We start from the raw sequence: 24808 nt of genomic DNA on the forward strand, positions 1-24808 counted from the left end.
CGTTTTCAGTCTCACCAGGAGGTTCGCCGTGACCCAGGCCCAGCGCACCGAAGCCAAGTGGCGCATGCGCCTCATCATCTTCGCCGTCGTCCTGCTCGCTCTCGTGGTCTTCATCGCCGAGAACTGGCTGACCGTGCAGGTCCGGTTCCTCTTCGCCAAGACGGAGACGCGGCTTGCCTGGGCCCTGATCGTCGCGGCCGTCCTCGGGTATGCTGCCGGCTGGCTGACGCCGAAGCTCCGCCGCTAAGCCGCGGCCCGGGCGCGGCGCCGGCACGCTTTCCCTGCGGAGGAATTCCGATGCCCAGCGCCGAAGCCCAGCAGCTCGCCGCGATGTTCCGCGCGGCGCCCCCGCCCCTCGAAACCCCCGACGTCGCCCAGATGCGGGCGAACATGGAGGGGATGGCCGCGCTCGGCGGCGCCGAACCCGGCACCGCGCTCGAATCCGCCGATGCCGGCGGCGTGCCGGCCGAGTGGTCGGTCGCGCCCGGCGCCTCCCGCACCCGCGCCATCCTCTACCTCCACGGCGGCGGCTACGTCATCGGCTCCATCGCCACCCACCGCGGGCTCGTCTCCCGGCTCTCGGCCGCCTCCGGCGCCGCCGGGTTCGCTATCGACTACCGGCTCGCGCCCGAGCACCCCTTCCCGGCGGCCGTCGACGACGCGGTGGCAGCCTACCGCTGGCTGCTCGGGCAGGGGATCGAACCCGGGCGCATCGCCATCGCCGGCGATTCGGCCGGCGGCGGGCTGACCATCGCCACCCTCCTCGCCCTGCGCGATGCCGGCGCGCCGCTGCCCGCCTGCGCCGTCACCTTCTCGCCGTGGACGGACCTCGCCCTCGAAGGCCGCTCGATGGACGAGCGCGACGCCCGCGACCCGATGGTCCACCGGCCCGGCCTGCAGCAGATGGCCGACTGGTACCTCGCCGGGCAGGATGCGCGCCAGCCGCTCGCCTCGCCCATCCACGGCGATCTCCGCGGCCTCCCGCCCCTCCTCATCCAGGTCGGCACCGAAGAATCGCTCTACGACGATGCCGTCCGCCTCGCCGTCCGGGCGGTCGAAGCCGGCGTGCCGACCGCCTTCGAGCCGTACCTGGAGATGTTCCACGTCTTCCAAATCTTCGGGATGCTGCCCGAGGCGCACGCGGCGGTGAAGGCCGCCGGCGCGTTCATCGCGCGCCACACCGGCGGCTGACGACAGCCTCCTGCCTCTACCGCGGCAGCTCCTCCACCCGCAGGCCGAAGAGCGCCGGGGGCTCCGCCCCCAGCGCCGCGAGGTACGAACAGAGCTGGCTCCGGTGGTGCACCTCGTGCTCCACCAGCCCGCCGAGCACCCGCTTCCACGCCGGGAACGGGTCGCCCGCGAGGTTGCCGATCGTCCGCTCCAGGTCCGCCCGGGCCAGCACGGCCACCGTCTTCTTCCCCGACCGGAGGCAGAGCTCCCGCAGCCGGTCCGCCGTGAGCCCGGCCGGCGGTTCGTGCCCCGGGTAGCGCGGCGCGCCCGTTTCGATGGCCAGCAGGTTCATCCGCCGCGCCGCGACGATGTGCAGCGCCAGCTCCGCGACCGAGAACTCGCCCGGCGCGGGCCGCCACCCGAGCTGCTCGTCGCGCAGCCGCTCGAACGCCTCGAACGTGCGCGCCTGCACGTTCACGACGTACTTGATGAGGTCGTCGCGCCCGATCACCCCGCCCATGCTACGGCAGGCGCCGCTCAGCGGTCTGCTGCTAATCTCCCGTTAACCGCCCCGGTGGAGAGTTCCTCCGCGTGTCCCGCGAACAGGCTGCGCCCTACCTGGCAGAGTTCCTCGGCACGTTCGCGCTCGTGTTCGCCGGGCCGGGCTCCATGGCCGTCGATGCCGCGTCCGGCGGCGCGGTTGGCGGCGTCGGCATCGGCCTGAGCTTTGGGTTCATCGTGATGGCGATGATCTTCGCGCTCGGCCACGTCTCCGGCTGCCACATCAACCCGGCCATCACGGCCGCCTTCGCCGCCACGCGCCGCATCCGCCCCGCCCGCGCGGCGGGCTACATCGCCGCCCAGCTCGCCGGCGCGGCGCTCGCCGGCCTCGCCGTCGTGGCCATCGTCGGCGACTACGCCGATGCCGGCGCCAGCCTCCCCCGCCTCGGCGGCGCCGATGCCGCGCTCGCCTCCGAAATCGTCCTCACCTTCTTCCTCGCGCTGATCGTCTTCTCCGTCGCCACCGACGCGCGGGCGCAGGGCGCGTTCGCCGCGATTGCCATCGGCGGCTATGTCGCCATGGCCGCCACCGGCTGGGGCCCTGTCGCCAACGCCTCGATGAACCCGGCGCGCAGCTTCGGGCCGGCCGTCGCCTCCGGCGCGTGGGATGCGCACTGGGTCTACTGGCTCGGGCCCGGCCTCGGGGCCGTGCTCGCCGCCTTCGCGTACGAACTTCTCCGCCCCGGCGCGCCGCCGCCACCACCCGAAAGGAGCTGACCTATGGCTGCCCTCTCGCTCACCCCCGCCGAGGAAGGCGAACTCCGCCTCCGCATCCGCCGCGAATCCGAGTCGCTCGCCCGCGAATTCGCCGGCATCTTCTCCGTCGAGACCATCGAGCGGTACGTCAACGAATCGTTCGATGCCATCCGCGGCCGCGCCCGGCTGCTCGACTTCGTGCCCGTCTTCGTGCACCGGTACACCCGCGAACGGCTCCGCGCCCTCGCCCAGGCGGAGGGCCTCGTCGCCAAGGACCGGCCCGAAGTCCTCTACGTCTGCGTCCATAACGCCGGCCGCTCGCAGATCGCGGCCGCGCTCACGGCGCAGCTCAGCGGCGGCGCCGTCGCCGTCCGCTCCGCCGGCTCCGACCCGGCCGACGAGATCAACCCGGCGGTCGTCGCCGTCCTCGCCGAGCGCGGCATCGACCTCTCGCAGGAGTTCCCGAAACCGCTCGCCGACGAACTTGTGCGCGCCGCGGACGTCGTCATCACGATGGGCTGCGGCGATGCCTGCCCTATCTACCCCGGCAAGCGGTACCTCGACTGGGACGTGCCGGACCCGGCCGGCCAGCCGCGCGACGTCGTCGAAGGGATCGTCGCCGACATCGAAGGCCGGGTCCGGACGCTGCTCGCAGAGCTCGGCGTCCCCGCCGTCAGGTGAGGCGCGTCACCATTCCTTGCCGATGCCGCCCCGGCCGCCGAAGAAGCCGGAGGGCCAGTTGCGCCCCGTGATCATCGCCCTGTCGACATCCTCCGGCGTGGCGATGCCGGCCTCGACGATGGCGCGCGCCTCCCGGTAGGCCGCGGCGAACACCCGGTTGAGGATGAACCCGTACGTTCCCGGCGTGTCCTTCACCATCGAGACCTCCTTGCCGGCAGCCTCGGCCAGCTTCCGCGCGGTCGCGATGACCTCCTCGCTGTTCTGCGGCGTCCAGACCACTTCGCACATCCGCATGACGGTGACCGGGTTCGAAAAGTGCATGCCGATGAACCGCTCCTTCCGGGCGTCCGAAACATCCCGCGCCACGTCCTGGATGCAGAAGCCGCTCGTGTTCGTCGCGAAGATCGCTTCCGGCTTCGCCAGCCGGTCGAGCTCGGCGAAGACCTGCTGCTTCAGGTCCAGCTTCTCCGGGATCGCCTCGATGATGACGTCGCAGTCGGCGAGGGCGGCCAGGTCCGTGCTGTAGCTGATGCGGGCCATCGCCGCCAGCGCGTCGTCGAAGCCGAGCTTGCCGCGCTCCACGGCGCGCTTCATCCCCCATTTGCCGTCCTCGATGGCGTAGCGCGTCTTCGCGATCGCCTCGTCGCTGATATCGCGGACCACCACCTCGTAGCCCGCCTGCGCCACCACCTGCGCGATGCCGCCGCCCATGATGCCGCCGCCGAGGCAGCCGACCTTCTTCACGTCCTCGAATTTCACGGGTCCAACCTCCACGGGGCCGAACGCCCCTCGAATCTCGTGCCCCGCAAGGTACACCGGGAGGCGGGAAGCGGGAACGGGGAGAAGGGAGTAGGGAGGAGGGAGTAGGGAGGAGGGAGCAGAGGTTGGAGGTTGGAGGTTGGAGGTTGAGGTTGAGGTTGAGGTTGGAGGTTGGAGGTTGATGTTTCCCTCCGGCCTCCCGTCTCCCGCTTCCCGGTTCCCGCCTCCCGTCTCCCGCCTCCCAACCCCGTAGCCGCGGGGCTCCGTCCCCGCGGAGGGCCGGCGAGGCCCACCCGAACTTCCGACTTTCACCCGCTTCCCGTCTCCCGCCACTCCCGTTGGGCGCATGGCGCCCCGCGGGGACGGAGCCCCGCGGCTACGGGAAAAGATTGACGGCGCCGAGTTCCGCCGCATGCTCCCTCCCAACTCCCAACTCCCAACTCCCAACTCCCGCCTCCCGACTCCCCCGTTCCCCGTTCCCCCCATCGCTGCTATGCTCACTCGAGAGCGCGGGGTGTAGCTCAGCCTGGAAGAGCGCTGCGTTCGGGTCGCAGAGGCCACAGGTTCAAATCCTGTCACCCCGACCACTCCTTTCTCCCCCCTTGCCGCTGCCTGCGCAGGCAGCGTCCGGCGTTCGCCGTCCCGGCCGAAACTGGCGATGGGTGCTATGCTGCGCCCCAATCCCGCCCGCCGGAGCCCTCCTGTGACCCGACCCCGCCCCGTCCTCCTCGCGCTGCTCGGCGCGCTCGCCGTCATCCTCGCCGTCGCCTGCGGCGGGGGCGGCAGCCAGCCCCGCACCGAAAATGGCCTCGAAACGGCAGCCCGCCAGGCCGCCGAGGCGATGATCAAGGGCGACTACCGCAAGGCCTACGACGCCTTCTCGAAGGAGTGCCGCGAGCAGGTGCCCTTCAGCGAGTTCGAATCCACCACGAAGCTCGGCGTGATGTTCCTCGAAGCCTTCGCCGGCGTGAAGTTCAAAGACTTCGAAATCACGAAGGTCGAAGTCCGCAACTTCACCGAGGACGGCGGCGAAGTCAGCATCACCATGAAGCCGCCGAAGGCCCTCGAAGGCTTCGGCGAGGGCGCCGGCGAATTCGAGCCGTGGAAATGGGAGGACGGCAAATGGGTCGTGGCCGACTGCAGCGGCCTCGGCGGGGGCGGCGGCCTCTTCGATGGTGACGCAGACGGCGGCAGCTCCGCGGCCCCCACCGTCCCGCCGCCCGGCTCCGGCCCGAAGCTCGGCGAGACCGTCGACGCCGGCAGCGCCCGCGTCACCGTCCGCGCTGTCGAGGACCCGGTGCGCGACACCGTCTTCGCCCCCGGCGACGGCAAGCGGTACGTCGCCTTCGACATCACCATCGAAGCCGCCCGCGGCAAGGTCTCCGTCTCCGGCTTCGATTTCACCGTGCAGGACGAGGATGGGTTCGTCTACGACTACGCCATCGCCGGGCGCGAGCCCGCCCTGAAGATGACCGACCTCGCACAGGGCCGGCAGGTCCGGGGCTGGGTCACCTTCGAAGTGCCGCAGGATGCGAAACTCGTCGCCCTCTACGCCGACCTCGACTTCCCCCGGCCCGAAACGCTCGTCCTCGACCTGACCCGCAAGTAACCGCAGGCTGGCGGCGTTCACGGCGGCGGAGTAGCCTTCTCGCCGATGTCGAAGCCGGCTGCCGTCATCGCCATCGACCTGCCCGCCGGGCTCCTCGAAGACCTGCGCCGCTCCGTCACGCCGATCGTGACCGGGCCGGACCCGGCCGCCGTCGATGCCGCCCTGCCGCGCGCCGAGGGCATCCTCTGCAGCGCCCTCTTCCCGATGGATGGAGCCCGGCTCGCCCTCGCGCCCAACCTCCGCGTCATCGCCAACTTCGGGGTCGGCTACAACAACGTCGACCTCGAGGCGGCCACCGCGCGCGGCATCGCCGTCTGCACCACCCCCGGTGTCCTCAGCGGGGCCGTGGCCGACCTGACGATGGCGCTCATCCTCGCCATCGCCCGCCGCCTGTTCGAAAACGCCGCCTACGCCCGCGGCGGGGGCTGGGCGCGGCGCGAACCGCCGCCCGCGCTCGGCTGGGACCCGGCCGGCAAGACGCTCGGCATCGTCGGCTTCGGCCGCATCGGGCAGGCCGTCGCCCTCCGCGCCCGCGCCTTCGGCATGGAAGTCATCTACCACGACCTCGTCACGGCCCCCGTCGAGGGGCTCGAAGACTGCCGGCCCGTCCCGCTGGCCGAGCTGCTCGAACTGGCCGATGTCGTCTCGCTCCACGTCAACCTCGACCCCTCGACGCACCACCTCATCGGCGCCGCCGAGCTCGCGCGCATGAAGCCGACCGCGTGGCTCATCAACACCGCGCGCGGCCCGGTGGTCGACCAGGCCGCCCTTCGCGAGGCGCTCGCCAGCCGGCAGATCGCCGGCGCGGCCCTCGACGTCCTCGACCCCGAGCCGCCCGCCGCCGATGAGCCGCTGCTCGCGATGGAGAACGTCATCGTCCTGCCGCACATCGGCTCGGCGACGGTCGAGACGCGGGCCGCCATGCGCGACCTCGCCGTGCGCAACCTCGTCGCCGTGCTCACCGGGCGCACGCCGCCCGCCTGCGTCAACCCCGCCGTGCTCCAGGCGCGGCCCTGAACCCCGGGAGGCTCGGAACCGTGCGCATCAACACCGTGAAGCAGCGGTGGGCAGCCGGCGAGGTCACCTTCGGCGGCTGGCTCTCCATCGCCAACACCTTCACCGCCGAGGTGATGGCCCACCAGGGTTTCGATTGGCTCTGCATCGATATGCAGCACGGCGTCATCGACTACCCGGCCGCGGTCGCCATGCTCCAGGTCATCGGCGGCACGCCGACCATCCCCTTCGTGCGCGTGCCCTGGAACGAACCGGGCATCATCGGCAAGGTGCTCGATGCCGGCGCGATGGGCGTCATCATCCCGATGGTCAACTCGCCGGAGGAGGCGCGCGCCGCCGTCGGCGCCTGCCGCTACTACCCCGAAGGCTTCCGCAGCTACGGCCCGACGCGCGCCGCCTACTACGCCGGCGCCGACTACTTCGCCGGGGCGAACCGCGAAATCGCCTGCATCCCGATGATCGAAACCCGGCAGGCGCTCGACCGGCTCGATGAGATCCTCGCCGTGCCCGGCATCGACGCCGTCTACGTCGGCCCGGCCGACCTGAGCATCACGCTCGGCCTGCCGCCGCGGATGGACAACGACGGCGCGTTCGAAGAAGCCCGCCTGCGCATCGCCGCGGCCTGCCGGGAGCGCGGCATCACCGCCGGCATCCACGCGAACGCAGCTCTCGCGGCGAAGCACGCCGCCGCAGGCTACCGGATGATCACCGTCTCGGGCGATGCCGTCGCGCTCGCCGCCCGCGCCGCGGAGGACCTCCGCCAGGCCCGCGGGGATGCCGGGGCCGGCGGCCGCGCAGTCTACGGGTGAGGGCTGCTACCGCAGCGGGTGCGCCTGGAAGAACGCCCACGCCAGCTCGCTCGCGCTGATCGACGTCGCCGTCGGCCCGAGCCGCGGCACCGCCGGCGCGCCCGGCCACGTGTGGCCGCCGCCTTCGACCCGGTAGTGGACGACCGGCGCCGCGCAGCCCCGGTACTCCACCTTCGTCACGTCGTCGGCGACCTTCGTTTCCGCCGGCGCGCTGCCGTCGCAGCCGTTGTGCTTCGCCCACTCCGCCTGCACGGCCGGGACGCCCGGGAACGGGCTGCCGGAAACTGCCCCCGCGTTGATCGTGCCCGCTTCGTATGGCACCACGCCGTCCGCCGTGCCGTGGAACGAGATCATCGGCACCGGGCGATCGCTGCAGCCCGGCCCCGGCGGCGATTGCCCGGCCACCGGCGCGATCGCGGCGATGAGGTCGCTGGCCCGGCAGGCCAGCGTCGTCGACATGAAGCCCCCGTTCGACATCCCCGTCGCGTAGACGCGCGCCGGGTCGAGGCAGAGCTCGTTGCCGAGCGCCGCGACGAGGTCGCGCACGAACTGGAGGTCGTCGAGCCCCGCGGCGATGAGCCACGAGTTGTCGACGCCGTTCGGGCTGACGACGACGAAGCCTTCGCGCTGGGCGATAGGCACCCAGCCGCCGTAGACGTGCTGCTGGGCGCCGGTGCTGCCGAGCCCGTGGAAGTTCAGGACGAGCGCCATCGGCGCGCTCGCCGGGCCGGCTGCCGGCGGTGTGTAGACGAGGTAGGTGCGCGTGCGGTTTGCCGACTGGAGGACGCGGCTAGTCGTTTCGCCCGGCTTCAGGTCGGCCGGGAGCGCCCGGCCGCAGCCCGGTGTGCCCCGGGCGGCCGGTGACGGGGCAGCCGCCGGCGTCGGGGTCGGGCTCGCCGCAGGAGGTTCGGTCGCTGCCGCTGCTGGCGTCGGCGTCGCCGCCGTCCCGGCCGAATCGCCGCCGCACGCGCTGAGCGAAACGCCGAGCGCCACCAGCAAGAGCGCAAGGATCGCGACGAGCCGGCCCCGGGTCATGGCGCCCATTCTGCGGCCTCGCGCCGCCACGGGGTAGGTGGGGAGAGAGGAGGGAAGAGGGAGAAGAGGTTAGAGGTTGGAGGTTGGAGGTTGGAGGTTGGAGGTTGGAGGTTGGAGGTTGTTCTCCCTCCCGGTTCCCGCCTCCCGCTTCCCGGTTCCCGGTTCCCGCCTCCCGCCTCCCGCTTCCCGCTTCCCGCTTCCCGCCTCCCGTTTCCCGCCAGCCCGCGGCTTCCGCCCGTTCCCCGTTCCCCGTTCGCCGCTACGCTGGTGGCATGGACGACCTCCCCCCGCGGCTGGCGGCCCGCGCCGTCATCCTCGACGACCGCGGCCGCACGCTCCTCTTCCGCATCCACGCGCCCGGCGACCCCGCCCGCGTCTTCTGGATCACGCCGGGCGGCGCCGCCTCGAACCGGGCGAGACCGAGCTCGATCGCCCTCCGCCGGGAGCTGTTCGAGGAGACGGGCCTCGCCGCTGCCGACGTCGGCCCCTGCGTCTGGGTGCGCGACCAGTCGTTCCGCTGGGGCGACCGGCTCATCCGCCAGCGCGAAAGCTACTACCTCGTCCGCTGCCCCGCGTTCGAGGTCGACACCTCCCGCCACCTCGAGGAGGAGCGGTCGTTTCTGCAGCGCTACCGCTGGTTCACGCTCGAGGAGCTGCTCGGCTGGCCCGAGCGCCTCGTGCCCGCCGAGTTCGCCGCCTCTCTTCGCTCCGCTCCTCCGCGGCGAGCTGCCGCGCGAACCCGTCCGCGTCGGGAGGTAGGGAGAGAGGGAGAGAGGGAGAGAGGGAGAGAGGGGGGAGGCTGGAGGTTGTCCGGCCCGGCACCTGCCATATGCTCACTCCCAACGCCACGCTCCCAACTCCGTAGCCGCGGGGCTCCGTCCCCGTGGAGGGCCGGCGAGGCCCACCCGGACCATCGACATCAAGCGCCCTCCCGCTTCCCGCGGCATCCGTTGGGCGCATGGCGCCCCGCGGGGACGGGTTGTGCCCTTCCCCCCGCCTCGCCGTCCCGGGTTGGAGGTTGGAGGCTGAAGATTGGGGGCTGAAGGCTGGAGGTTGTCCGGCCCGCGCACCCGCCATCTGCTCACTCCCAACTCCACNCGTCCCGGGTTGGAGGTTGGAGGCTGAAGATTGGGGGCTGAAGGCTGGAGGTTGTCCGGCCCGGCACCCGCCATCTGCTCACTCCCAACTCCACGCTCCCGACTCCGTAGCCGCGGGGCTCCGTCCCCGCGGAGGGCCGGTGAGGCCCACCCGGACCATCGACTTCAAGCGCCCTCCCGGTTCCCGAAACATCCCCTGGGCGCATGGCGTACCGCGACGACGGGTCGTGCCCTTTCTCGCGCCGCGCCGTCCCGGGTTGGAGGTTGGAGGTTGGAGGTTGGAGGTTGACGGCTCCACGACCCCGCGTACGCTCCTTCCCAACTCCCAACTCCCAACTCCCAACTCCCAACTCCCAACTCCCAACTCCCAACTCCCCCGCCTCCCGCCGCCGGCGCGGAGCGCCGGCATCCCGCGGCGATGCCGCCGAAGGCGGCGAGCCATCCCCCGCCGCGGGCGGACAGCCCGCGGCATCCCGCCACCTCCCAACTCCCGGCCGCCATCTACAATGGGCGGACCATGAACATCCTCGTCACCACCGACGGCTCCGAGCGGTCGCTCTGCATCCTGCCCCACGCCGCGCGGCTGGCCGCCGCCGTCGGCGCCGACCTCCGCCTCGCCCGCGTCCTCGACCCCCGCTCCGACGCCGCGGGCGTCGTCGCCGAGCGGCTCGGAGCGGCCGTCGCCGAGGTCCGCGCCCGCTGGGAGGAGGAGCTGCGCGCCGCCCTCGCCGCGCACGGCGTTCCCGGCGAGCCGCTCGTCGTTGAACGGCGCTGGGGCGAAGACGTCCCGAAGGCGATCCGCCGGGCGGCCGCCGACCTCGGCGCCTCGCTCATCGCGATGGCCTCGCGCGGGACCGGCGCCATCCGCCACGCCGTCTTCGGGAGCGTCGCCATGGGCGTCGTCGGCTCCGCCGGCGTGCCGGTGATGACGCTCACGGGCTGCCCGCCGGCGCCGGCCCGCGAAGGCCCCTACCACCTCCTCATCACCAGCGACGGCTCGCCCGATGCCCGCAGCATCTTCCCCGCGCTCGCGCCGCTCCTCCAGCCCGGCAGGGTTCGGGTCACCCTGCTCGAGGTCGCCGTGATGCGCGCGCTCGAAACGGAGGCCGAGGCGAAGCTGCGCACCCTGCCCGCCCTCGAAGCGCTCCGGCCGCGGCTCCCCGCCGGCCTCGAGACCGCCTACCACATCCCCGTCGTGCCGCCCGGGGCGGGCATCGATACGGCCATCATCGAGGCCGCGCGCGAGCTCGGCGCCGACGCCGTCGCAAGCGCCACCCACGGCCACAGCGCCCGCCGTCACCTCATCGCCGGCAGCACTGCCCTCGGCGTCGCGCGCCTCTCGCCGGTGCCCGTCATCCTCGCGAAGAGCGCCCCGGTCGAATGACCGCTGCGGCTACCACGGCCGCTTCCAGCGGTTCCAGTCGAACGGCGCGATGCCGTCGTCCGTAATCTGCCAGATCGTCGCCTCGGCCTTCCCGCCGCTGATTTCGAGGAAGCCGATCGTGCCGTACTGCGTCTCGAGGTTGTGCGGGTACGTCGGCGACCCGGGGTTCACGCAGAGGATGCCGTTGATGGTGTTGATCGCCTCCACGTGCGTATCGCCGTACACCAGCACGTCGAGGTCCGTCGTGCCGAAGTACCGCTTCAGCGCGCGCTCCAGCGTCAGGTGAGGCGGGTATTCCGGGATGGGGACATCGTGCACGAGGCCGACTTTCAGCCCGTCGAGGTCCAGCAGCCACGATTCGCGCAGCCGGGGGTGGTCCGGCTGGATCGGCCGGCCGCCCGAGCCGTCCTCGCCGTTGCCGCGGGCCGCCCACGTCGGCGCGATGTCGTGCAGCTGGTCGATCACCACGAGGTCGTGGATGTCGCCCGCGTGGAGGATGCAGTCGACGCCGCGGAAGGCGTCGAACACCTGCGGCCAGAGCTCGTACCGCGCCTCCGGGATGTGGGTATCGGAGATGAGGCCGACGCGCATGGCCGAACTGTAGCAGCCGGCGGCGGCAGGTTCAGCCCGCGGCCCGGCCTTCGAGCGCCGGCAGCAGGAGCCGGAACGTGCTCCCCCGGCCCGGCGAACTCTCCGCCGAGAGCCAACCGCCGTGCGCCCGCGCGATCGCCAGCGCCGTCGGCAGCCCGAGCCCCGAACCCTTCCCCATCGGCTTCGTCGTGAAGAACGGGTCGAAGATCTTCTCGAGGAGGTCCGCCGGGATGCCCGTGCCCGTATCCCGCACGGCGATGACGTGGTAGCGGCCGCGCGGCAGCTCCGGCGGCGCCCACCGGCGTCGGCTGCCGAGTTCGGTCACGCTCCGCGTGACGGTAATCGTGCCGCCCCCCGGCATCGCATCCCGCGCGTTCACGAACAGGTTGACCAGCACCTGCTCGAGCGCCGAGGCCGAGCCCTTCACCCGGCCCGGCTCCCGAGAGCGGCGGACCACCAGCCGGACGGTCGGCTCCACCATCGGCCGGGCGAGCGCCGCCGCATCGGCGATCAGCGCATCGAGGTCCACGACCGCCGGCTGCTCGATGTCCGGCCGGCCGAAGGCGAGCAGCCGCCGCACCAGGTCGGCGCCGCGCTCGGCCGCGTGGCTGGCATCGTCGACCAGCTCCCGGAGCGCCGGGTCGCCCGGCAGCGCCTGCCGCAGCAGGAAGAGGTTGCCGAGCACCGCTGTGAGCAGGTTGTTGAAATCGTGCGCGATGCCGCCCGCCAGCACCCCGAGGCTCTCCAGCTTCTGCGCCTGCCGCATCTGCAGCTCCAGCCGCGCCCGGTCCAGCTCCGCCTCTTTCCGCGACGTGATGTTCAGGAAGGTGCCCACCGCCCGGAGCGGCTCGCCGCGCGGGCCCCGGTCGACGATGCGCCCGCGCGAGAGCGTCCACGTCCAGGCGCCGCCGGGCATCAGGTAGCGGTGCTCCACCTCGATGTGGTCCGTCTCGCCGGCGGCGTGCGCGCGGAAGGCGTGCTCCACGGCTGCGCGGTCCTCCGGGTGGACCCGTTCGAGCCAGCCCGCCGTCGTCGGGTTCGACGGCTGGAGTCCCTCCCGGTCGCCCGCAAAGGCCGTGATGGTGTCCGCCGCGACGTCCCATTCCCAGAGCGTGATCTCGGAGCGTTCGAGCGCCAGCTCGAGCCGGCGGCGCTCCTCCTCCCGCTGCCGTTCGGAGCGGAGCGCCTCGATGAGCGTCGCGCAGGTGGTCACCAGCGGCCGGAGGAACTCGACTGCGGTTTCGGAGTAGCCGCCGGGCCGGTTCGCGAGGCCGACCATGCCCACCAGCTCGCCGCGGCTCGCGATCGGCACGCCCAGGTAGCTGCGCAGCTCGGGGTGCCCGGGCGGCGTCCCGCCGGCGCGCGGGTCGCGCTGCGGGTCGTTCGCAACCACCGGTTCGCCCGTCCGCAGCGTGTGGCCGAAGAGCGTATCCAGGTTGCCGAAGGCGAAATCGCCCGGCATGTAGTCGGCCATGAAGGCCTGCGCCTGCTCGGTCCCGGGGAAGACGAGCGCCTGCAGCCGCAGGTACGGGCTCCCGTCGCGCTTCCGCATCACCTCGCCGATGAAGCCGTACTCGCTCTCTGTCAGCTCCAGCAGGAGGTCGAGGAGCGCCTGGAACACGCCGGAGGGCTCCCCCTCGCGGATGAAGTCCGATTGCGCCCGGGTGAGCGCGGCGAGCAGCCGGTTCGTCCGCTCGAGCTCCTGCGCGACGCGCAGCGGCTCCGAGATATCCCGCGCGATGCCGCCGATCGCGGTCACCCTGCCCTGCTCGTCGCGCACCGGGAAGAGCGAAAGTTCGACATCGAAGACGGTGCCGTCGCGCCGGCGGCGGCGGGTGGTCAGGTGGAGGTGTTCGCCCTGCTTCACCCGCTCCAGGAGTTCCGCCACCTCGGACTCGCCGCCGGGCGGTGCGACCACGTCGGCGGTGCGGCCGACCATCTCCGCGGCGGTCCAGCCGTAGAGCCGCTCCGCCCCCCGGTTCCAGCTGAGGATGCGGCCCTCGAGGTCGCGGCTGATGATGGCGTCCTCCGCCGATTCGACGATGGCCGCCAGCCGGGCGCGCTCCCGCTCCCGCACCACCCGCTCGGTGATGTCGCGGAAGATGAACCGCGCGCCCGTGGGCACGCCGCGCTCGTCGACGATGAACGCGCCCTGCGCCTCGACGGGCATGCGGACGCCGTCCTTCCGGATGACGGTGTAGCGGCCGATGTACTGGCCGGGCCGGCGCTCGTAGGGCAGCCCTTTGCGCACCTGCCGGGCGAGGCTCTCCTCGCTCAGCGCAATCGCCCGCTCCAGGCTCTCCTGCTCCAGCAGCTGCCAGCCGTAGATGCCGCCGAGCATATCCTCGACGGTGTAGCCGAGGAGCGCGCGGGCGATGGCGTTCAGGTAGGTGACGCGCATCGAGGGCAGTTCCATCTCCAGCAGCGCATCCGGCATGTGGAAGCGGAACTGTTCGTATTCCGCCGCGAGCGCCAGGTACCGGCGCGTCATCTCGGCGGGCGAGCCGCTGAGCGGCGTCTCATCCACGCGAAACCTGCCGGGGCTCCCGGGGGTCGTCCCCTCAGCCGGCGCGCCGGAGCCCGGGGCGGCCAGCTGCCCCACTGTACCGCGCCCCGCCGCTGGGCGGCACTCAGGGTTCTCCCCGAATCCGGTCACAGAGAGAAGTTCGACAGGCCCGCGACGGCGGCCAGACAATCGGAACCATGGAGCCCACCCACGCCGCCCTCCGCGAGGCCTTCCGCGCCCGCGGCCGCCAGCTCTGGCTCGTCGGCGGCGCACTCCGCGACCGCCTCCTCGGCATCGCATCGCACGACATCGATTACGCCACCGACGCCCTCCCCGACGAAATCGAAGAGATCGCCCGGGGCCTCGGCGCCCGTGTGACCACCGTCGGCAAGCGGTTCGGCACCATCGGCGTCCTGCTCGAAGGCGAATGGGTCGAAATCACCACCTTCCGCGGCGACAGCTACGCCCCCGGCAGCCGCTGGCCGGAGGTCACCTTCGGCCGCAGCATCGAAGAAGACCTCGCCCGGCGTGATTTCACCATCACCGCCTTCGCCGAGAACGCCCACACCGGCGAATGGCTCGACCTCTTCGGCGGCGAGGCCGACCTCCGCGCGGGCGTCATCCGCGCCGTCGGCGAGCCCGCCGCCCGCTTCCGCGAAGACCCCCTCCGCATCCTCCGCGGCGTCCGCTTCGTCAGCCAGCTCGGCTTCCGGCTCGACCCCGCCACCGCAGCCGGCATGCGCGAGACGGCCCACCTCATCGCCAGCCTCTCGCAGGAGCGCATCACCGCCGAACTCGACAAGCTGCTGCAGGGCCGCGCCCCGGCCGCCGGCCTCGAAGCGCTCCGGGAGACCGGCGCGCTCCCCTTCGCGCTCCCCGAGCTCGCCGGCATGCCCGGCTGCGAACAGAACCGCTTCCACCGCTTCGACGTCTGGGGCCACACCCTCGCCACCGTCGAGGCCATCGCCGCCGGCCCGGAGACCCTGCGCATCCGCCGCTGGGCCGCCCTCCTCCACGACCTCGGCAAGCCTGCCGTCCGCCACACCAAGCCGAACGGCGAGTGGGGCTTCTACCGCCACGAGGTCGTCGGCGCCGAGCTGGCGGAAGCGCTGCTCGAGCGGCTCCGCTTCGGCCGCGCCGATGCCCACGTCGTCGTCCTCCTCGTCCGCCGCCATATGGAGCGGCCCGACCCGGCCGACCGCCGCGCCGTCCGCCGGTTCATGGCGAAGCTTGGCGGCCGCTGGCGCGACCTCCTCGCCCTGAAGCGCGCCGACAACGCCAGCCACACCTACGACGACACCGCCTACCACGATGCCCTCGAAGCCGCCTGCCTCCGCGCCGAGCAGGAGGAGGCCGAGGCGATCCGGGCCGAGAGCCCGCTCAGCGGCGACGACCTCGTGCGGCTGTTCGACCGGCCGCCGGGGCCGTGGATCGGCGTCATCAAGCGGCAGCTCGGCGCCATGGTGCTGGACGGCGAGCTGCCGCCCGGCGACCGCGCGGCTGCCGAGCGCATCGCCCGCCGCCTCATGGGCCGCGGCTGAGCTGCCCCCTCCCCCGCCCATCCGCCCCTGTGGTAGCCTGCGCGCCGCATGAGCATCCCGCCCGAACGGCTCCGCGACCTCGCCGGCGAGCCGGCCCCCGCGGCTGTCGGCAGCGAGCACGTCCTCGTCCTCGGCGCCGGCATGGCCGGGCTCGCCGCCGCCTTCGAACTCCGCCGCCGCGGCTTCGCCGTCACCATCCTCGAAGCCCAGCCGCGCGTCGGCGGCCGCATCCAGACCCTTCGCGAACCCTTCTCCGACGGCCTCTACGGCGAAGCCGGCGCCATGCGCATCCCCCGCGCGCACGACCTCGTCCTCCGCTACGTCGACCGGTTCGGCCTCGAAACCGTGCCCTTCGTGATGGAGAACCCGCAAACCTACGTCGCGTTCGGCGGCGAGCGCATCCGCCGGGGCGAGTTCGATTCGGCCTGCCACGCCGGCGATTTCGAACTCCAGCCCGGCGAGGCCGACATCCCCATCGGCCAGCGCTGGGAGCGCGAAATCGCCCCCCTGCTCGCCACCATCGAGCGGCACGGCGCGCTCGGCTGGGAGGAGGTGGCCAGCGAATACGACCAGTACTCCCTCGCCGAATTCCTCGAATCGCGCGGCTGGTCGCAGGGCGCCATCGAGCTCTGGGGGCTCCTCACCCACATGGAGCCGTTCATGAACAGCGCCTTCCTCGAGGTGCTGCGCGAAGAGGCCGGCCGCTGGTTCACCGACGTCGTCACCATCCCCGGCGGCATGGACCGCCTCCCCCGCGCCTTCCTCGCCGCGCTCGGCGACGCCGTCCGCTACGGCATGCGCGTCATCGCCATCCACCAGTCGCAGGCGGGCGTGCAGGTGCGCTGCCGGACCGTCGCGGGCGAGCACACGTTCACCGCCGACCGCGCCGTCATCACTATCCCGTTCTCGCTCCTCCGGCACATCGAGATCACGCCCGCGCTCAGCCGCGGCAAGCAGCGCGCCATCCGCACCCTTTCCTACGACGCGGCCACGAAGATCTTCTTCCAGTGCCGCCGCCGCTTCTGGGAGGAGGATGAGGGCATCGCCGGCGGCGGCTCCGTGACCGACCTGCCGGTGCGGACGATCTACTACCCCGCGGGCGGCGCGCCGGGCGGCCGCGGCATCCTCCTCGCCAGCTACACCTGGGCCGAAGACGCCCGCCGCTGGGGCACGCTCGCGCCCGATGAGCGGCTCGCCCAGGCGATCGAAAACGTCGAAGTCATCCACCCGGCCGTCCGGCAGGAGTTCGAACTCGGCGCCAGCAAGGTGTGGCACCAGGACGAGTTTGCGGGCGGCGCGTACGCGCTCTTCGAGCCCGGCCAGCAGACCCACCTCTACCGGCACATCATCGCGCCGGAGGGCCGGCTCCACTTCGCCGGCGAGCACGCCTCCCTCGCCCACGGCTGGATCCAGGGCGCCGTCGAATCCGGCCTCCGCTGCGTGGCGGAAATCCTCGACCGCGCGCAGGGCAGCTAGGCCGCCGGCCCCTGTCCCTCCGAGCGGTCCCGTTCGTAGGCGCCCAGCAGCGAGAGCAGCAGGTCCTCCAGCCGCGCCCGCGTCCACTGCCCGTTCCGCCGCTCCGGCCCGGCGGCCACCGCCGCCCCCCGCGGGCCGGCCGTGCTCAGCGTCACCGCGATGTGCCAGCGGGGCCCGCCCATCCGCCGCCGCTCGACCAGCGCGAAGGTCAGCGTGTAATCCCTCGCCACGCTGACGGTGAAGGCGCCCGCCTCGTCGCCCGGCGGCAGCGGGCTCACCTGCACGGGCAGCCCGGCGCCGTAGACCGCGCGGATGTCGGCCGCCGCCTCGACCGCCCAGCCGTGGAGCGTCCGCAGCAGCGCCGCCTGCGACGCGCGGTCGTGCGCGCCGGCGATGCCCCGCAGCGCGCGCCGCTCCGCCCAGGCGTCCCGCAGCTGTTCGACCCGCCGCCGGAAGGGCTCGAGCGTCAGCGCCGGCACGTGGCAACCTCCCCGCCCCGCATCCGCGTCGTTTGGGCCTGCATTGGCCCGATTGTGGCCGTCAGCCGTTTCGGCCGATTTGCGCGGATGTTACGGGCGCATTTCCCGGCGGGCGCCAAAAAAGGGGGCCGCGCAGCCTGCGCGGCCCCCTCGAGCTGTCTCCGGCTCGCCCGGTCAGACGGCGGCGGAGCCCCGCTCGTTCGTCCGCACCCGGATGACGTCGATGACGTCGGAGATGAAGATCTTGCCGTCGCCGATTTCGCCGGTCCGGGCGTTCTCCACGATGGCGTTCACCACCTTCTGGAGGTCCTGGTCGTTCACCACCACGAGCACCCAGGCCTTGGAGAGGTACTCCACCTTGTACTCGCGGCCGCGCCACTGCTCGGTGATGCCGCGCTGCTTGCCGTGGCCCTTCACCTCGGCCACGGTCATGCCGCCGTAGCCGAGCTCCTCGAGCGCCTCGCGCACGAAGGGCAGGCGCGAGGGGCGGATGATCGCATCGATGCGCTTCATGACATCTGCCTTCCTTCTCTCGTGGTCCCCGGGACCGGGCCGGCCGGCCCCGGGGAGAGTCTATCCCGTTGGCGAGCTCGCTAGGCGCCCGGGCTGAAGACGCCCTGGCCCGTCGGCCCGAAGTCCGGGTACGAATCGAGGCCGTGCTCCAGCAGGTCGAGCCCCTTCTCTTCCTCCTCCGGCGGGACGCGGAGGCCGATCGTCATCTTGATGCCGAAGAAGAGGATGAACGCCGTCACCACCACCCAGGCGATGATCGAGGCCGCGCCCGCCAGCTGCGCCGCGAGCTGCTCGAAGCCGCCGCCGACGAGCAGGCCGTACTTCGACGGCTCAGCATAGCCGGCGCCCTCGATGCCGGCCTGCGTCGAGAAGAGGCCGACCGCGATGACGCCCCAGAGGCCGCTGGCGCCGTGCACCGGGAACGCGCCCACCGGGTCATCGATCCGGATCACATCGAGCAGCAGCACCGCGCCGTACATCACGAGCGAACCGACAGCGCCGATGATCACGGCCGCCCACGGGTCGACCGTGGCGCAGGGCGCGGTGATCGAGACGAGGCCGGCGAGGATGCCGTTGATGAGCAGGCCCGGGTCGTAGCGGGTAGTCAGGATTTTCGAATAGAGGACCGCCGCCACGCCGCCGGCGCAGGCTGCCAGCGTCGTATTGACCGCCACCTTCGCCGCCAGGGCCGCGCCGCCGCCGGAGAGCGCCAGCGTCGAGCCCGGGTTGAACCCGTACCAGCCGAACCAGAGGATGAACATGCCGAGCGTGGCGATGCTGATGTTGTGGCCCGGGATGGCGTTCACCTGCTTGCCCGGGCCGTACTTCCCGAGCCGCGGCCCCAAAAGCGCCGCGCCCACCAGGCCGGCCCAGCCGCCCACCATGTGGACCACGCCGGAGCCGGCGAAGTCGATGTAGCCGTTCGCGAGGAACAGGTCGGCCGGGTCTTCCTTGAAGGCCGTCAGCCAGCCGTTCGCATCCCACGCCCAGTGGACCACCACCGGGTAGATGAAGCCGGTGATGACGACCGTGTAGACGAGATACGCGCTGAACTTCAGCCGCTCAGCCAGCGAGCCGGCGACGATGGTGGCCGCCGCCGCCGCGAAGGCGAACTGGAAGAACCAGCCGGCGAAGCCCTCGTACGTGTTGAAGAAGAAGTCGCCCCAGCCGATGAACCCGTTCGCCGAGCTGGAGGTGCCGTAGGCGAAGCCGTAGCCGACGGCCCAGAAGAGCAGGCCGCCGACGCAGGCGTCGATCATGTTCTTCATGAGGATGTTCGCGGTGTTCTTCGAGCGGACGAAGCCGCCGGTGAGCATCGCGAAGCCGGCCTGCATGAAGAACACGAGGAAACCGGCCACGAGGAGCCAGGTCGTATCGAGCGCGGAGACCAGGTCGGCCACCGTCTCTTCCGTCGAAGGCTCCTGCGCGGCCGCGGCCGAGATGGCGGCCATGGCGAGGATGGCGCCGCCCAGGATCCCGAGCGGCCGGTGCAGTCTGCGCAGCCAGGTGCGCCTCTCCATGCGGATGAACCCCCGTTCGTTCCGGTGCCAGGCGGCACCGCTGAGATGCCGGCGCATGCAGCCCGGGGCCCCGCGGGCCGCAGCCGCCGGATGTGCGCAACGGTAGGAACGGGCAGTTTCCCGCCGATTTCATCCGCGTTTCGAACACATTGCCGGGCCATGACGTTCATGTTTCCCGGCCGCCCGCCGCCGCCCGCCAGCTGGCTGCCCGGCCAGCATTGGTGCGATATTTCACAATCTTCCCCGGTGTGGTACATTGCTGCGGGTTTGCCCCAATTCACTGCAGGAATCGCCCCGGCCCGCACCCCCGCACGAGGACCGGCAACGCGCAGGAGGCAAGGAACGCCGCGTGAACATCGTCGTCTGTGTCAAGCAAATCCCCGACCCCGAGACGCCGGCCGCATCGTTCAAAGTCGATGAAGCCGCCAAGAAGGTGATCCCCGCCCAGGGCATCGCGCCGGTCGTCAACCCGTACGACCCGCAGGCCACCGAGGCCGCCCTCCGGCTGAAGGAAGCCGCCGGCAGCGGCAAGGTCACCGTCATCAGCCTCGGCCCCGATTCCGCCCGCGACGCCATCAAGCACGCCCTCGCCATGGGCGCCGATGAGGGCGTCCTCATCACCGGGCCCGAGTTCGAGGACATCGATAACTTCCAGACCGCGAAGGCCCTCGCCGCCGCCATCCAGAAGCTCGGCGGCGCCGACCTCGTCCTCACCGGCCGCGCCGCCGCCGACTGGGACATGGGCGTCGTCCCGCTCGGCATCGCCCAGATCCTCGGCGTGCCCTGCGTCACCGTCGCCAAGGCGATCGAGAAGAACGGCGCCGGCCTCAAGGTCGAGCGCGTCCTCGAAGACGGCTTCCAGACGGTCGAAACGCCGCTGCCCGCCGTCGTCTCCGTCTCCAACGAGTTCGGCGAACCCCGCTACCCGCAGCTCCGCCAGATCATGCTCGCTGCCAAGAAGACCGTGCAGGTCTGGGGCGCGAACGACCTCGGCATCGCCGGCGAGATGGGCAAGGAGAACCGCGCCCTCGTCCTCGAAGCGCTCTACGTCCCGAAGGTCGAGAGCAACGTCGAGATCATCGAAGGCGATACGCCCGAAGAGAAGGCCCGCAACCTCGCCCAGAAGCTCCGGGCCGCGAAGCTGATCTAAGGAGGAGCACCGCACCATGGCAGGAATCCTGGTCATCGCAGAAGCCAACGAGGGGGCGCTGGCCCCCATCTCCGGCGAGCTCCTCGGCGCGGCCCGCAAGCTCGCCGGCGAAGGCGCCGGCAGCGTCACCGCCTTCATCGCCGGCAGCGAAGCGCTCGGCAAGGAGCTCATCGCCCTCGGCGCCGATGCCGCCATCGTCGATACCAACCCCGCGCTCCAGGGCGCGCTCGCTGAGGTCTACCTCCCGGCCGTGCAGGCCGCCCTCCAGCAGTCCGGCGCCGATATCGTCCTCATGGGCCAGACGGCCCTCGGGCGCGACCTCGGCCCGATGCTCGCCTTCGCCCTCGGCACCGCCGTCTCCATGGAGACCGTCGACCTGAAGTACGCCGGCGGCAAGCTCATCGCCACCCGCGCCTGCTACGGCGGCAACGCCCGCGCCGAGGTCTCCTTCAAGAACGCGCCCGCCATCGCCACCGTGAAGGCGAAGTCGTTCGATGCGCTCGCGCCCGACGCCTCCCGCAGCGGCAGCGTCAGCACCATCGACGTCGCCGGCGAAGCCCGCGTCAAAGTCCTCGGCGTCCAGAAGGCGGAGAGCACCGGCATCCGCCTCGAAGATGCCCCGGTCGTCGTCTCCGGCGGCCGCGGCCTGGGCGACCCCTCCGGCTTCAAGATGCTCGAAGAGCTGGCCGCCCTGCTGAAGGGCGCCACCGGCGCCAGCCGCGCCGCCTGCGACCTCGGCTGGTATCCGCCCAGCCAGCAGGTCGGCCTCACCGGCAAGGTCGTCTCCCCGAACCTCTACATCGCCGTCGCCATCTCCGGCGCCAGCCAGCACATGGCCGGCATGGCCGGCTCCAAGAACATCGTGGCCATCAACAAGGACCCCGACGCCAACATGGTGAAGGCCGCGAAGTACGCCATCATCGACGACTACAAGAAGGTCGTCCCGGCGCTCATCGAGGAGATCAAGAAGCTCGGCTAACCCCCGGCTTCGCCCGCATCGCAGCCGCCCGCGGGGCGGGGGAGCGCTCCCCCGCCCCGCGCAGTTTCCCCGGCGCTCCCCGCCTATCGCAATTCTCCGATGGCCAAACGCGCCGTTCGGCCCTTCCCGCCGAACCCTGTACCATAAATCGCACATCCGCCCCGGCAGCACCGCCCCCGCAGGCCGCCGGCGGCGCCCCGAATCCCCAACCCGGAGGGGTGGCGTGACCTCACCAACCGACCCCGGGCAGGCCCCGCCGCAGCGCCTGCCCCACCGCCTCTACGATGCCGACGGCAATCCCACCACCGACCGGCCGTGGATCTTCCGCACCTACGCCGGCCACTCCAGCGCCGCCGCCTCCAACGCGCTCTACCGGAAGAACCTCGCCGCCGGCCAGACCGGCCTCTCCGTCGCCTTCGACCTTCCGACCCAGACGGGCTACTCCTCCGACCACCCCCTCGCTCTCCCGGAAGTCGGCAAGGTCGGCGTGCCCATCAACACCATCGACGACATGCACCAGCTCTTCGAGGGCATCCCCCTCGCCGAGATGAACACGTCGATGACCATCAACGCGACGGCGATGTGGCTGCTCGCCCTCTACATCGGCGTCGCCCGCGAGCGCGGCGAGGACGTCCGCAAGCTCCAGGGCACCACCCAGAACGACATCATCAAGGAGTACCTCGCCCGCGGCACCTACATCTTCCCGCCCGAGGCCAGCCTCCGCCTCATCGCGGAGATGTACGAGTACTGCCTCGACAACCTCCCGAAGTGGAACGCCTCCAACATCTGCAGCTACCACCTGCAGGAGGCCGGCGCCACCCCCGCGCAGGAGCTCGCCTTCGCCCTCGCCAACGCCATCGGCGTCCTCGATACCATCCGCGAGCGCGGCGCCGTGCCCCCCGAGCGCTTCCCCGATGTCGTCGGCCGCATCTCGTTCTTCGTGAACTCCGGCATCCGCTTCATCGAAGAGATGTGCAAGATGCGGGCGTTCGTCGAGCTCTGGGACGAGATCACCCGCGACCGCTACGGCGTCCAGGACCCGAAACAGCGGCTCTTCCGCTACGGCGTCCAGGTCAACTCCCTCGGCCTCACCGAGCAGCAGCCGGAGAACAACGCCTGGCGCATCCTCATCGAAGCGCTCGGCGTCACCCTCTCCCGCAAAGCCCGCTGCCGCGCCCTCCAGCTCCCCGCCTGGAACGAAGCGCTCTCCCTCCCCCGCCCGTGGGACCAGCAGTGGTCGCTCCGCCTCCAGCAGATCCTCGCCTACGAGACCGACCTGCTCGAATACCCCGACATCTTCGACGGCTCCGTCGTCATCGAATCCAAGACCGAGGAGCTGAAGCGGCAGGCCCGCGAAGAGATCGCCCGCATCGAAGCCATGGGCGGCATCCGCGCCGCCGTCGAATCCGGCTACCTCAAATCCCAGCTCGTCCGCTCCATGTCCGAGCGCGTCAGCAAGATCAACTCCGGCGAACTCGTCATCGTCGGCGTCAACCGCTGGACGGAGGGCCTGCCGTCGCCGCTCCTCACCGGCGAAGACGGCGGCATCTTCAAAGTCGACGAAGCCGAGACGCGCCGCACGCTCGAGGCCCTCGCCGCCGTGAAGGCGAATCGCGACCCGGCCCGCGTGCAGGCGGCCCTCGCGGCCCTCGAAGAGGCGGCCCGCACCGGCAAGAACATGATGGAGCCGTCCATCGAATGCGCCCTCGCCCGCGTCACCACCGGCGAATGGGCCGATACCCTCCGCCGCGTCTTCGGCGAATACCGCCCGCCCACCGGCGTCGAAGGCCAGCGCCTCTACGTCGACAGCGACCGCGTCGCCGAGGTGCGCCGCCGCGCCGAGGAGTTCGTCCGCCGCACCGGCCACCGGCCCCGCATCGTCGTCGGCAAGCCGGGGCTCGATGGGCATTCGAACGGCGCCGAGGTCATCGCCGTCGCGGCCCGCCACTGCGGCTTCGATGTCGTCTACTCCGGCATCCGGCTCACCCCGGAGGAGATCGTCCAGAGCGCCATCGAAGAAGCGGCCGACGTCATCGGCCTCTCCATCCTCTCCGGCTCCCACCTCGACCTCACCCGGCAGGTCATCGAAGGGCTCCGCGCGGCCGGCGCCGGCGACGCCATCCCCGTCATCGTCGGCGGCATCATCCCGAAGGACGACCACGAGGCGCTCCGCGCCCTCGGCGCCCGCCAGATCTTCACCCCGGCCGACTTCGACCTCGCCGATGTGATGAGCCGGATCATGGACGTCGTCGAAGCGCAGGCCGGCGCCGGCGCCCGGTGAGCGAGCTCGACCAGCTCGTCGAGGGCGCCATCGCCCTCGATAAGTGGCCCCTCGCCCGGCTCGTCCGGCTGTTCGAAGATACGCGGCCCGGGGCCGTCGCCGAGAAGGCGGCGGCCATCGCCGCCCTCGAAGCGCACGGCGCCGCCCCCCGCGCCATGGTCGCCGGCTTCACCGGCACCCCCGGCAGCGGCAAATCCACCCTCGTCGGCCAGCTCGCTGCCCGCCTCGCCGCCCGCGAAGCCGCTGCCGCAGTCGCCGTCCTCGCCATCGACCCTTCCTCCCACCGCTCGGGCGGCTCCATCCTCGGCGACCGCACCCGCGTCCACTTCCCGGTGGGCGAACGCCGGCTCTTCTTCCGCTCGCAGCCCTCCGACCGCGAACTCGGCGGCATGGGGCGCGCCACCTACCCCGTCGTCCGGCTCCTCGAACGGCTCTTCGACTACGTCTTCGTCGAAACCGTCGGCATCGGGCAGAGCGAAGTCGAAATCGAACGGCTCGCCGACCGCGTCTACCTCGTCCTCCAGCCGCTCGGCGGCGACCAGGTCCAGTTCATGAAGGCGGGCATCATGGAGGTGCCCCACGCCTTCATCCTCAACAAATGCGACGTCGGCGCGGCCGCCCGGCGCAGCTACCACGCGCTCCGCGCCAGCATCGATTTCGCCCGGCCGGGCGAAGCCGCGCCCCCGCCCATCTTCCGCACCAGCGCCATCTCCGGCGAAGGGCTCGATGACGTGCTCGACGACCTCGCGGCCCACCGCTCGGTCCGCGATGCCGCAGGCCGGCAGGCGCGCTGACCGCTACTTCTTCGAAAAGTGGGTGCGCGATGAATACGGGCGGTTCGGTCTCGAGCTGCTGGAGCGGCAGGGCGGGGCGGCCGGGCTGCTCGCGCAGGGCGGCACGTTCGAGGGCGCGCAGGCTGCCTACCGCGCCCCGATCGACCCGCTCGCCGGCTAGCGC

25 protein-coding genes and 1 tRNA gene are annotated in these 24808 nt (G+C 71.8%); 18 read left to right on the forward strand and 8 right to left on the reverse strand.

Annotation, left to right across the window (positions count from 1 at the left end; all coding sequences use genetic code 11):
- Positions 1-28: 28 nt before the first annotated feature.
- Together O0235_RS07515 and O0235_RS07520 are read left to right on the forward strand one after the other, a co-directional pair.
- Positions 29-247, forward strand: coding sequence for a LapA family protein (locus O0235_RS07515; protein ID WP_270057927.1), 219 nt, complete (start codon positions 29-31; stop codon positions 245-247).
- Between the two features lie 50 nt (positions 248-297).
- Entirely contained in the window at positions 298-1191 is an 894-nt protein-coding gene (locus tag O0235_RS07520) for an alpha/beta hydrolase (protein ID WP_270057928.1), read from the forward strand.
- 16 nt (positions 1192-1207) lie between these two features.
- Here O0235_RS07520 and O0235_RS07525 read toward each other — a convergent pair whose 3' ends face one another.
- Positions 1208-1681 (reverse strand): DinB family protein, encoded by a 474-nt coding sequence (locus O0235_RS07525; RefSeq protein ID WP_270057929.1) that lies wholly within the window; start codon positions 1679-1681, stop codon positions 1208-1210.
- An 80-nt stretch (positions 1682-1761) separates the two neighbouring features.
- On the opposite strand from O0235_RS07525, the gene O0235_RS07530 reads away from it, so the two are divergent.
- Positions 1762-2448, forward strand: coding sequence for an MIP/aquaporin family protein (locus tag O0235_RS07530; protein WP_270057930.1), 687 nt, complete (start codon positions 1762-1764; stop codon positions 2446-2448).
- A gap of 3 nt (positions 2449-2451) precedes the next feature.
- On the forward strand, positions 2452-3108 hold the full coding sequence (locus O0235_RS07535; RefSeq protein ID WP_270057931.1) for an arsenate-mycothiol transferase ArsC: 657 nt from the start codon (positions 2452-2454) through the stop codon (positions 3106-3108).
- Between the two features lie 6 nt (positions 3109-3114).
- Here the strand turns inward: O0235_RS07535 and O0235_RS07540 are convergent, their stop codons facing one another.
- Complete coding sequence (locus O0235_RS07540) at positions 3115-3867, reverse strand: 3-hydroxyacyl-CoA dehydrogenase family protein (RefSeq protein WP_270057932.1); 753 nt, start codon at positions 3865-3867, stop codon at positions 3115-3117.
- Positions 3868-4377: 510 nt separating this feature from the next.
- Between O0235_RS07540 and O0235_RS07545 the strand changes: the two genes are divergently transcribed.
- The 4 genes from O0235_RS07545 to O0235_RS07560 all read left to right on the forward strand — a co-directional run bounded on the left by O0235_RS07545 (position 4378) and on the right by O0235_RS07560 (position 7299).
- Positions 4378-4454, forward strand: a tRNA-Pro gene (locus tag O0235_RS07545).
- A gap of 116 nt (positions 4455-4570) precedes the next feature.
- Positions 4571-5476, forward strand: coding sequence for a DUF4352 domain-containing protein (locus O0235_RS07550; protein ID WP_270057933.1), 906 nt, complete (start codon positions 4571-4573; stop codon positions 5474-5476).
- 45 nt (positions 5477-5521) lie between these two features.
- Positions 5522-6493 carry a 2-hydroxyacid dehydrogenase gene (locus O0235_RS07555; protein WP_270057934.1) on the forward strand — a complete coding sequence of 324 codons (972 nt, stop codon included), beginning with the start codon at positions 5522-5524 and terminating at the stop codon, positions 6491-6493.
- 20 nt (positions 6494-6513) lie between these two features.
- Complete coding sequence (locus O0235_RS07560; protein ID WP_270057935.1) at positions 6514-7299, forward strand: HpcH/HpaI aldolase family protein; 786 nt, start codon at positions 6514-6516, stop codon at positions 7297-7299.
- Between the two features lie 6 nt (positions 7300-7305).
- On the opposite strand, the gene O0235_RS07565 is transcribed toward O0235_RS07560, so the two are convergent.
- The gene (locus O0235_RS07565; RefSeq protein WP_270057936.1) at positions 7306-8334 is read right to left on the reverse strand and encodes a CE1 family esterase; all 1029 of its coding nucleotides are present in this window, start codon (positions 8332-8334) and stop codon (positions 7306-7308) included.
- A 272-nt stretch (positions 8335-8606) separates the two neighbouring features.
- Here O0235_RS07565 and O0235_RS07570 point away from each other — a divergent pair, with 272 nt between their 5' ends.
- The 3 genes from O0235_RS07570 to O0235_RS07580 all read left to right on the forward strand — a co-directional run bounded on the left by O0235_RS07570 (position 8607) and on the right by O0235_RS07580 (position 10815).
- Entirely contained in the window at positions 8607-9377 is a 771-nt protein-coding gene (locus O0235_RS07570; protein WP_270057937.1) for an NUDIX hydrolase, read from the forward strand.
- A gap of 281 nt (positions 9378-9658) precedes the next feature.
- The gene (locus O0235_RS07575) at positions 9659-9952 is read left to right on the forward strand and encodes a hypothetical protein (protein WP_270057938.1); all 294 of its coding nucleotides are present in this window, start codon (positions 9659-9661) and stop codon (positions 9950-9952) included.
- Positions 9949-10815, forward strand: a complete 867-nt coding sequence (locus tag O0235_RS07580; protein ID WP_270057939.1) for a universal stress protein — start codon at positions 9949-9951, stop codon at positions 10813-10815. Before O0235_RS07575 ends, O0235_RS07580 begins: the two co-directional genes overlap by 4 nt.
- 9 nt (positions 10816-10824) lie before the next feature.
- Here the strand turns inward: O0235_RS07580 and O0235_RS07585 are convergent, their stop codons facing one another.
- Both O0235_RS07585 and O0235_RS07590 read right to left on the reverse strand, forming a co-directional pair.
- Entirely contained in the window at positions 10825-11406 is a 582-nt protein-coding gene (locus O0235_RS07585) for a YfcE family phosphodiesterase (protein WP_270057940.1), read from the reverse strand.
- Between the two features lie 31 nt (positions 11407-11437).
- The gene (locus O0235_RS07590) at positions 11438-13933 is read right to left on the reverse strand and encodes a PAS domain S-box protein (protein ID WP_270057941.1); all 2496 of its coding nucleotides are present in this window, start codon (positions 13931-13933) and stop codon (positions 11438-11440) included.
- A gap of 176 nt (positions 13934-14109) precedes the next feature.
- Between O0235_RS07590 and O0235_RS07595 the strand changes: the two genes are divergently transcribed.
- Positions 14110-15453, forward strand: coding sequence for a CCA tRNA nucleotidyltransferase (locus O0235_RS07595; RefSeq protein WP_270057942.1), 1344 nt, complete (start codon positions 14110-14112; stop codon positions 15451-15453).
- A 48-nt stretch (positions 15454-15501) separates the two neighbouring features.
- Positions 15502-16929: a flavin monoamine oxidase family protein gene (locus O0235_RS07600; protein WP_270057943.1), complete on the forward strand. Its 1428-nt coding sequence runs from the start codon at positions 15502-15504 to the stop codon at positions 16927-16929.
- On the opposite strand, the gene O0235_RS07605 is transcribed toward O0235_RS07600, so the two are convergent.
- From O0235_RS07605 to O0235_RS07615, 3 genes are all read right to left on the reverse strand, one after another.
- Positions 16926-17408, reverse strand: coding sequence for a hypothetical protein (locus tag O0235_RS07605; protein WP_270057944.1), 483 nt, complete (start codon positions 17406-17408; stop codon positions 16926-16928). The genes O0235_RS07600 and O0235_RS07605 overlap by 4 nt on opposite strands.
- A 174-nt stretch (positions 17409-17582) precedes the next feature.
- Entirely contained in the window at positions 17583-17921 is a 339-nt protein-coding gene (locus O0235_RS07610; protein WP_270057945.1) for a P-II family nitrogen regulator, read from the reverse strand.
- A gap of 80 nt (positions 17922-18001) precedes the next feature.
- A complete protein-coding gene (locus O0235_RS07615; RefSeq protein WP_270057946.1) occupies positions 18002-19441 on the reverse strand; it encodes an ammonium transporter in 1440 nt (479 codons plus the stop codon).
- A gap of 349 nt (positions 19442-19790) precedes the next feature.
- Here O0235_RS07615 and O0235_RS07620 point away from each other — a divergent pair, with 349 nt between their 5' ends.
- The 5 genes from O0235_RS07620 to O0235_RS07640 all read left to right on the forward strand — a co-directional run bounded on the left by O0235_RS07620 (position 19791) and on the right by O0235_RS07640 (position 24805).
- Complete coding sequence (locus O0235_RS07620; protein WP_270057947.1) at positions 19791-20591, forward strand: electron transfer flavoprotein subunit beta/FixA family protein; 801 nt, start codon at positions 19791-19793, stop codon at positions 20589-20591.
- A gap of 16 nt (positions 20592-20607) precedes the next feature.
- Positions 20608-21570: an electron transfer flavoprotein subunit alpha/FixB family protein gene (locus O0235_RS07625; protein WP_270057948.1), complete on the forward strand. Its 963-nt coding sequence runs from the start codon at positions 20608-20610 to the stop codon at positions 21568-21570.
- Positions 21571-21835: 265 nt separating this feature from the next.
- The gene (locus O0235_RS07630; protein WP_506005453.1) at positions 21836-23851 is read left to right on the forward strand and encodes a methylmalonyl-CoA mutase family protein; all 2016 of its coding nucleotides are present in this window, start codon (positions 21836-21838) and stop codon (positions 23849-23851) included.
- Positions 23848-24645, forward strand: a complete 798-nt coding sequence (locus O0235_RS07635; protein WP_270057950.1) for a P-loop NTPase family protein — start codon at positions 23848-23850, stop codon at positions 24643-24645. Before O0235_RS07630 ends, O0235_RS07635 begins: the two co-directional genes overlap by 4 nt.
- Positions 24620-24805 carry a hypothetical protein gene (locus O0235_RS07640; RefSeq protein WP_270057951.1) on the forward strand — a complete coding sequence of 62 codons (186 nt, stop codon included), beginning with the start codon at positions 24620-24622 and terminating at the stop codon, positions 24803-24805. The genes O0235_RS07635 and O0235_RS07640 overlap by 26 nt, the downstream gene beginning before the upstream one ends.
- The last annotated feature ends 3 nt before the right edge of the window (positions 24806-24808 follow it).

This window comes from Tepidiforma flava (assembly GCF_027594505.1).
Taxonomy (GTDB): domain Bacteria; phylum Chloroflexota; class Dehalococcoidia; order Tepidiformales; family Tepidiformaceae; genus Tepidiforma; species Tepidiforma flava.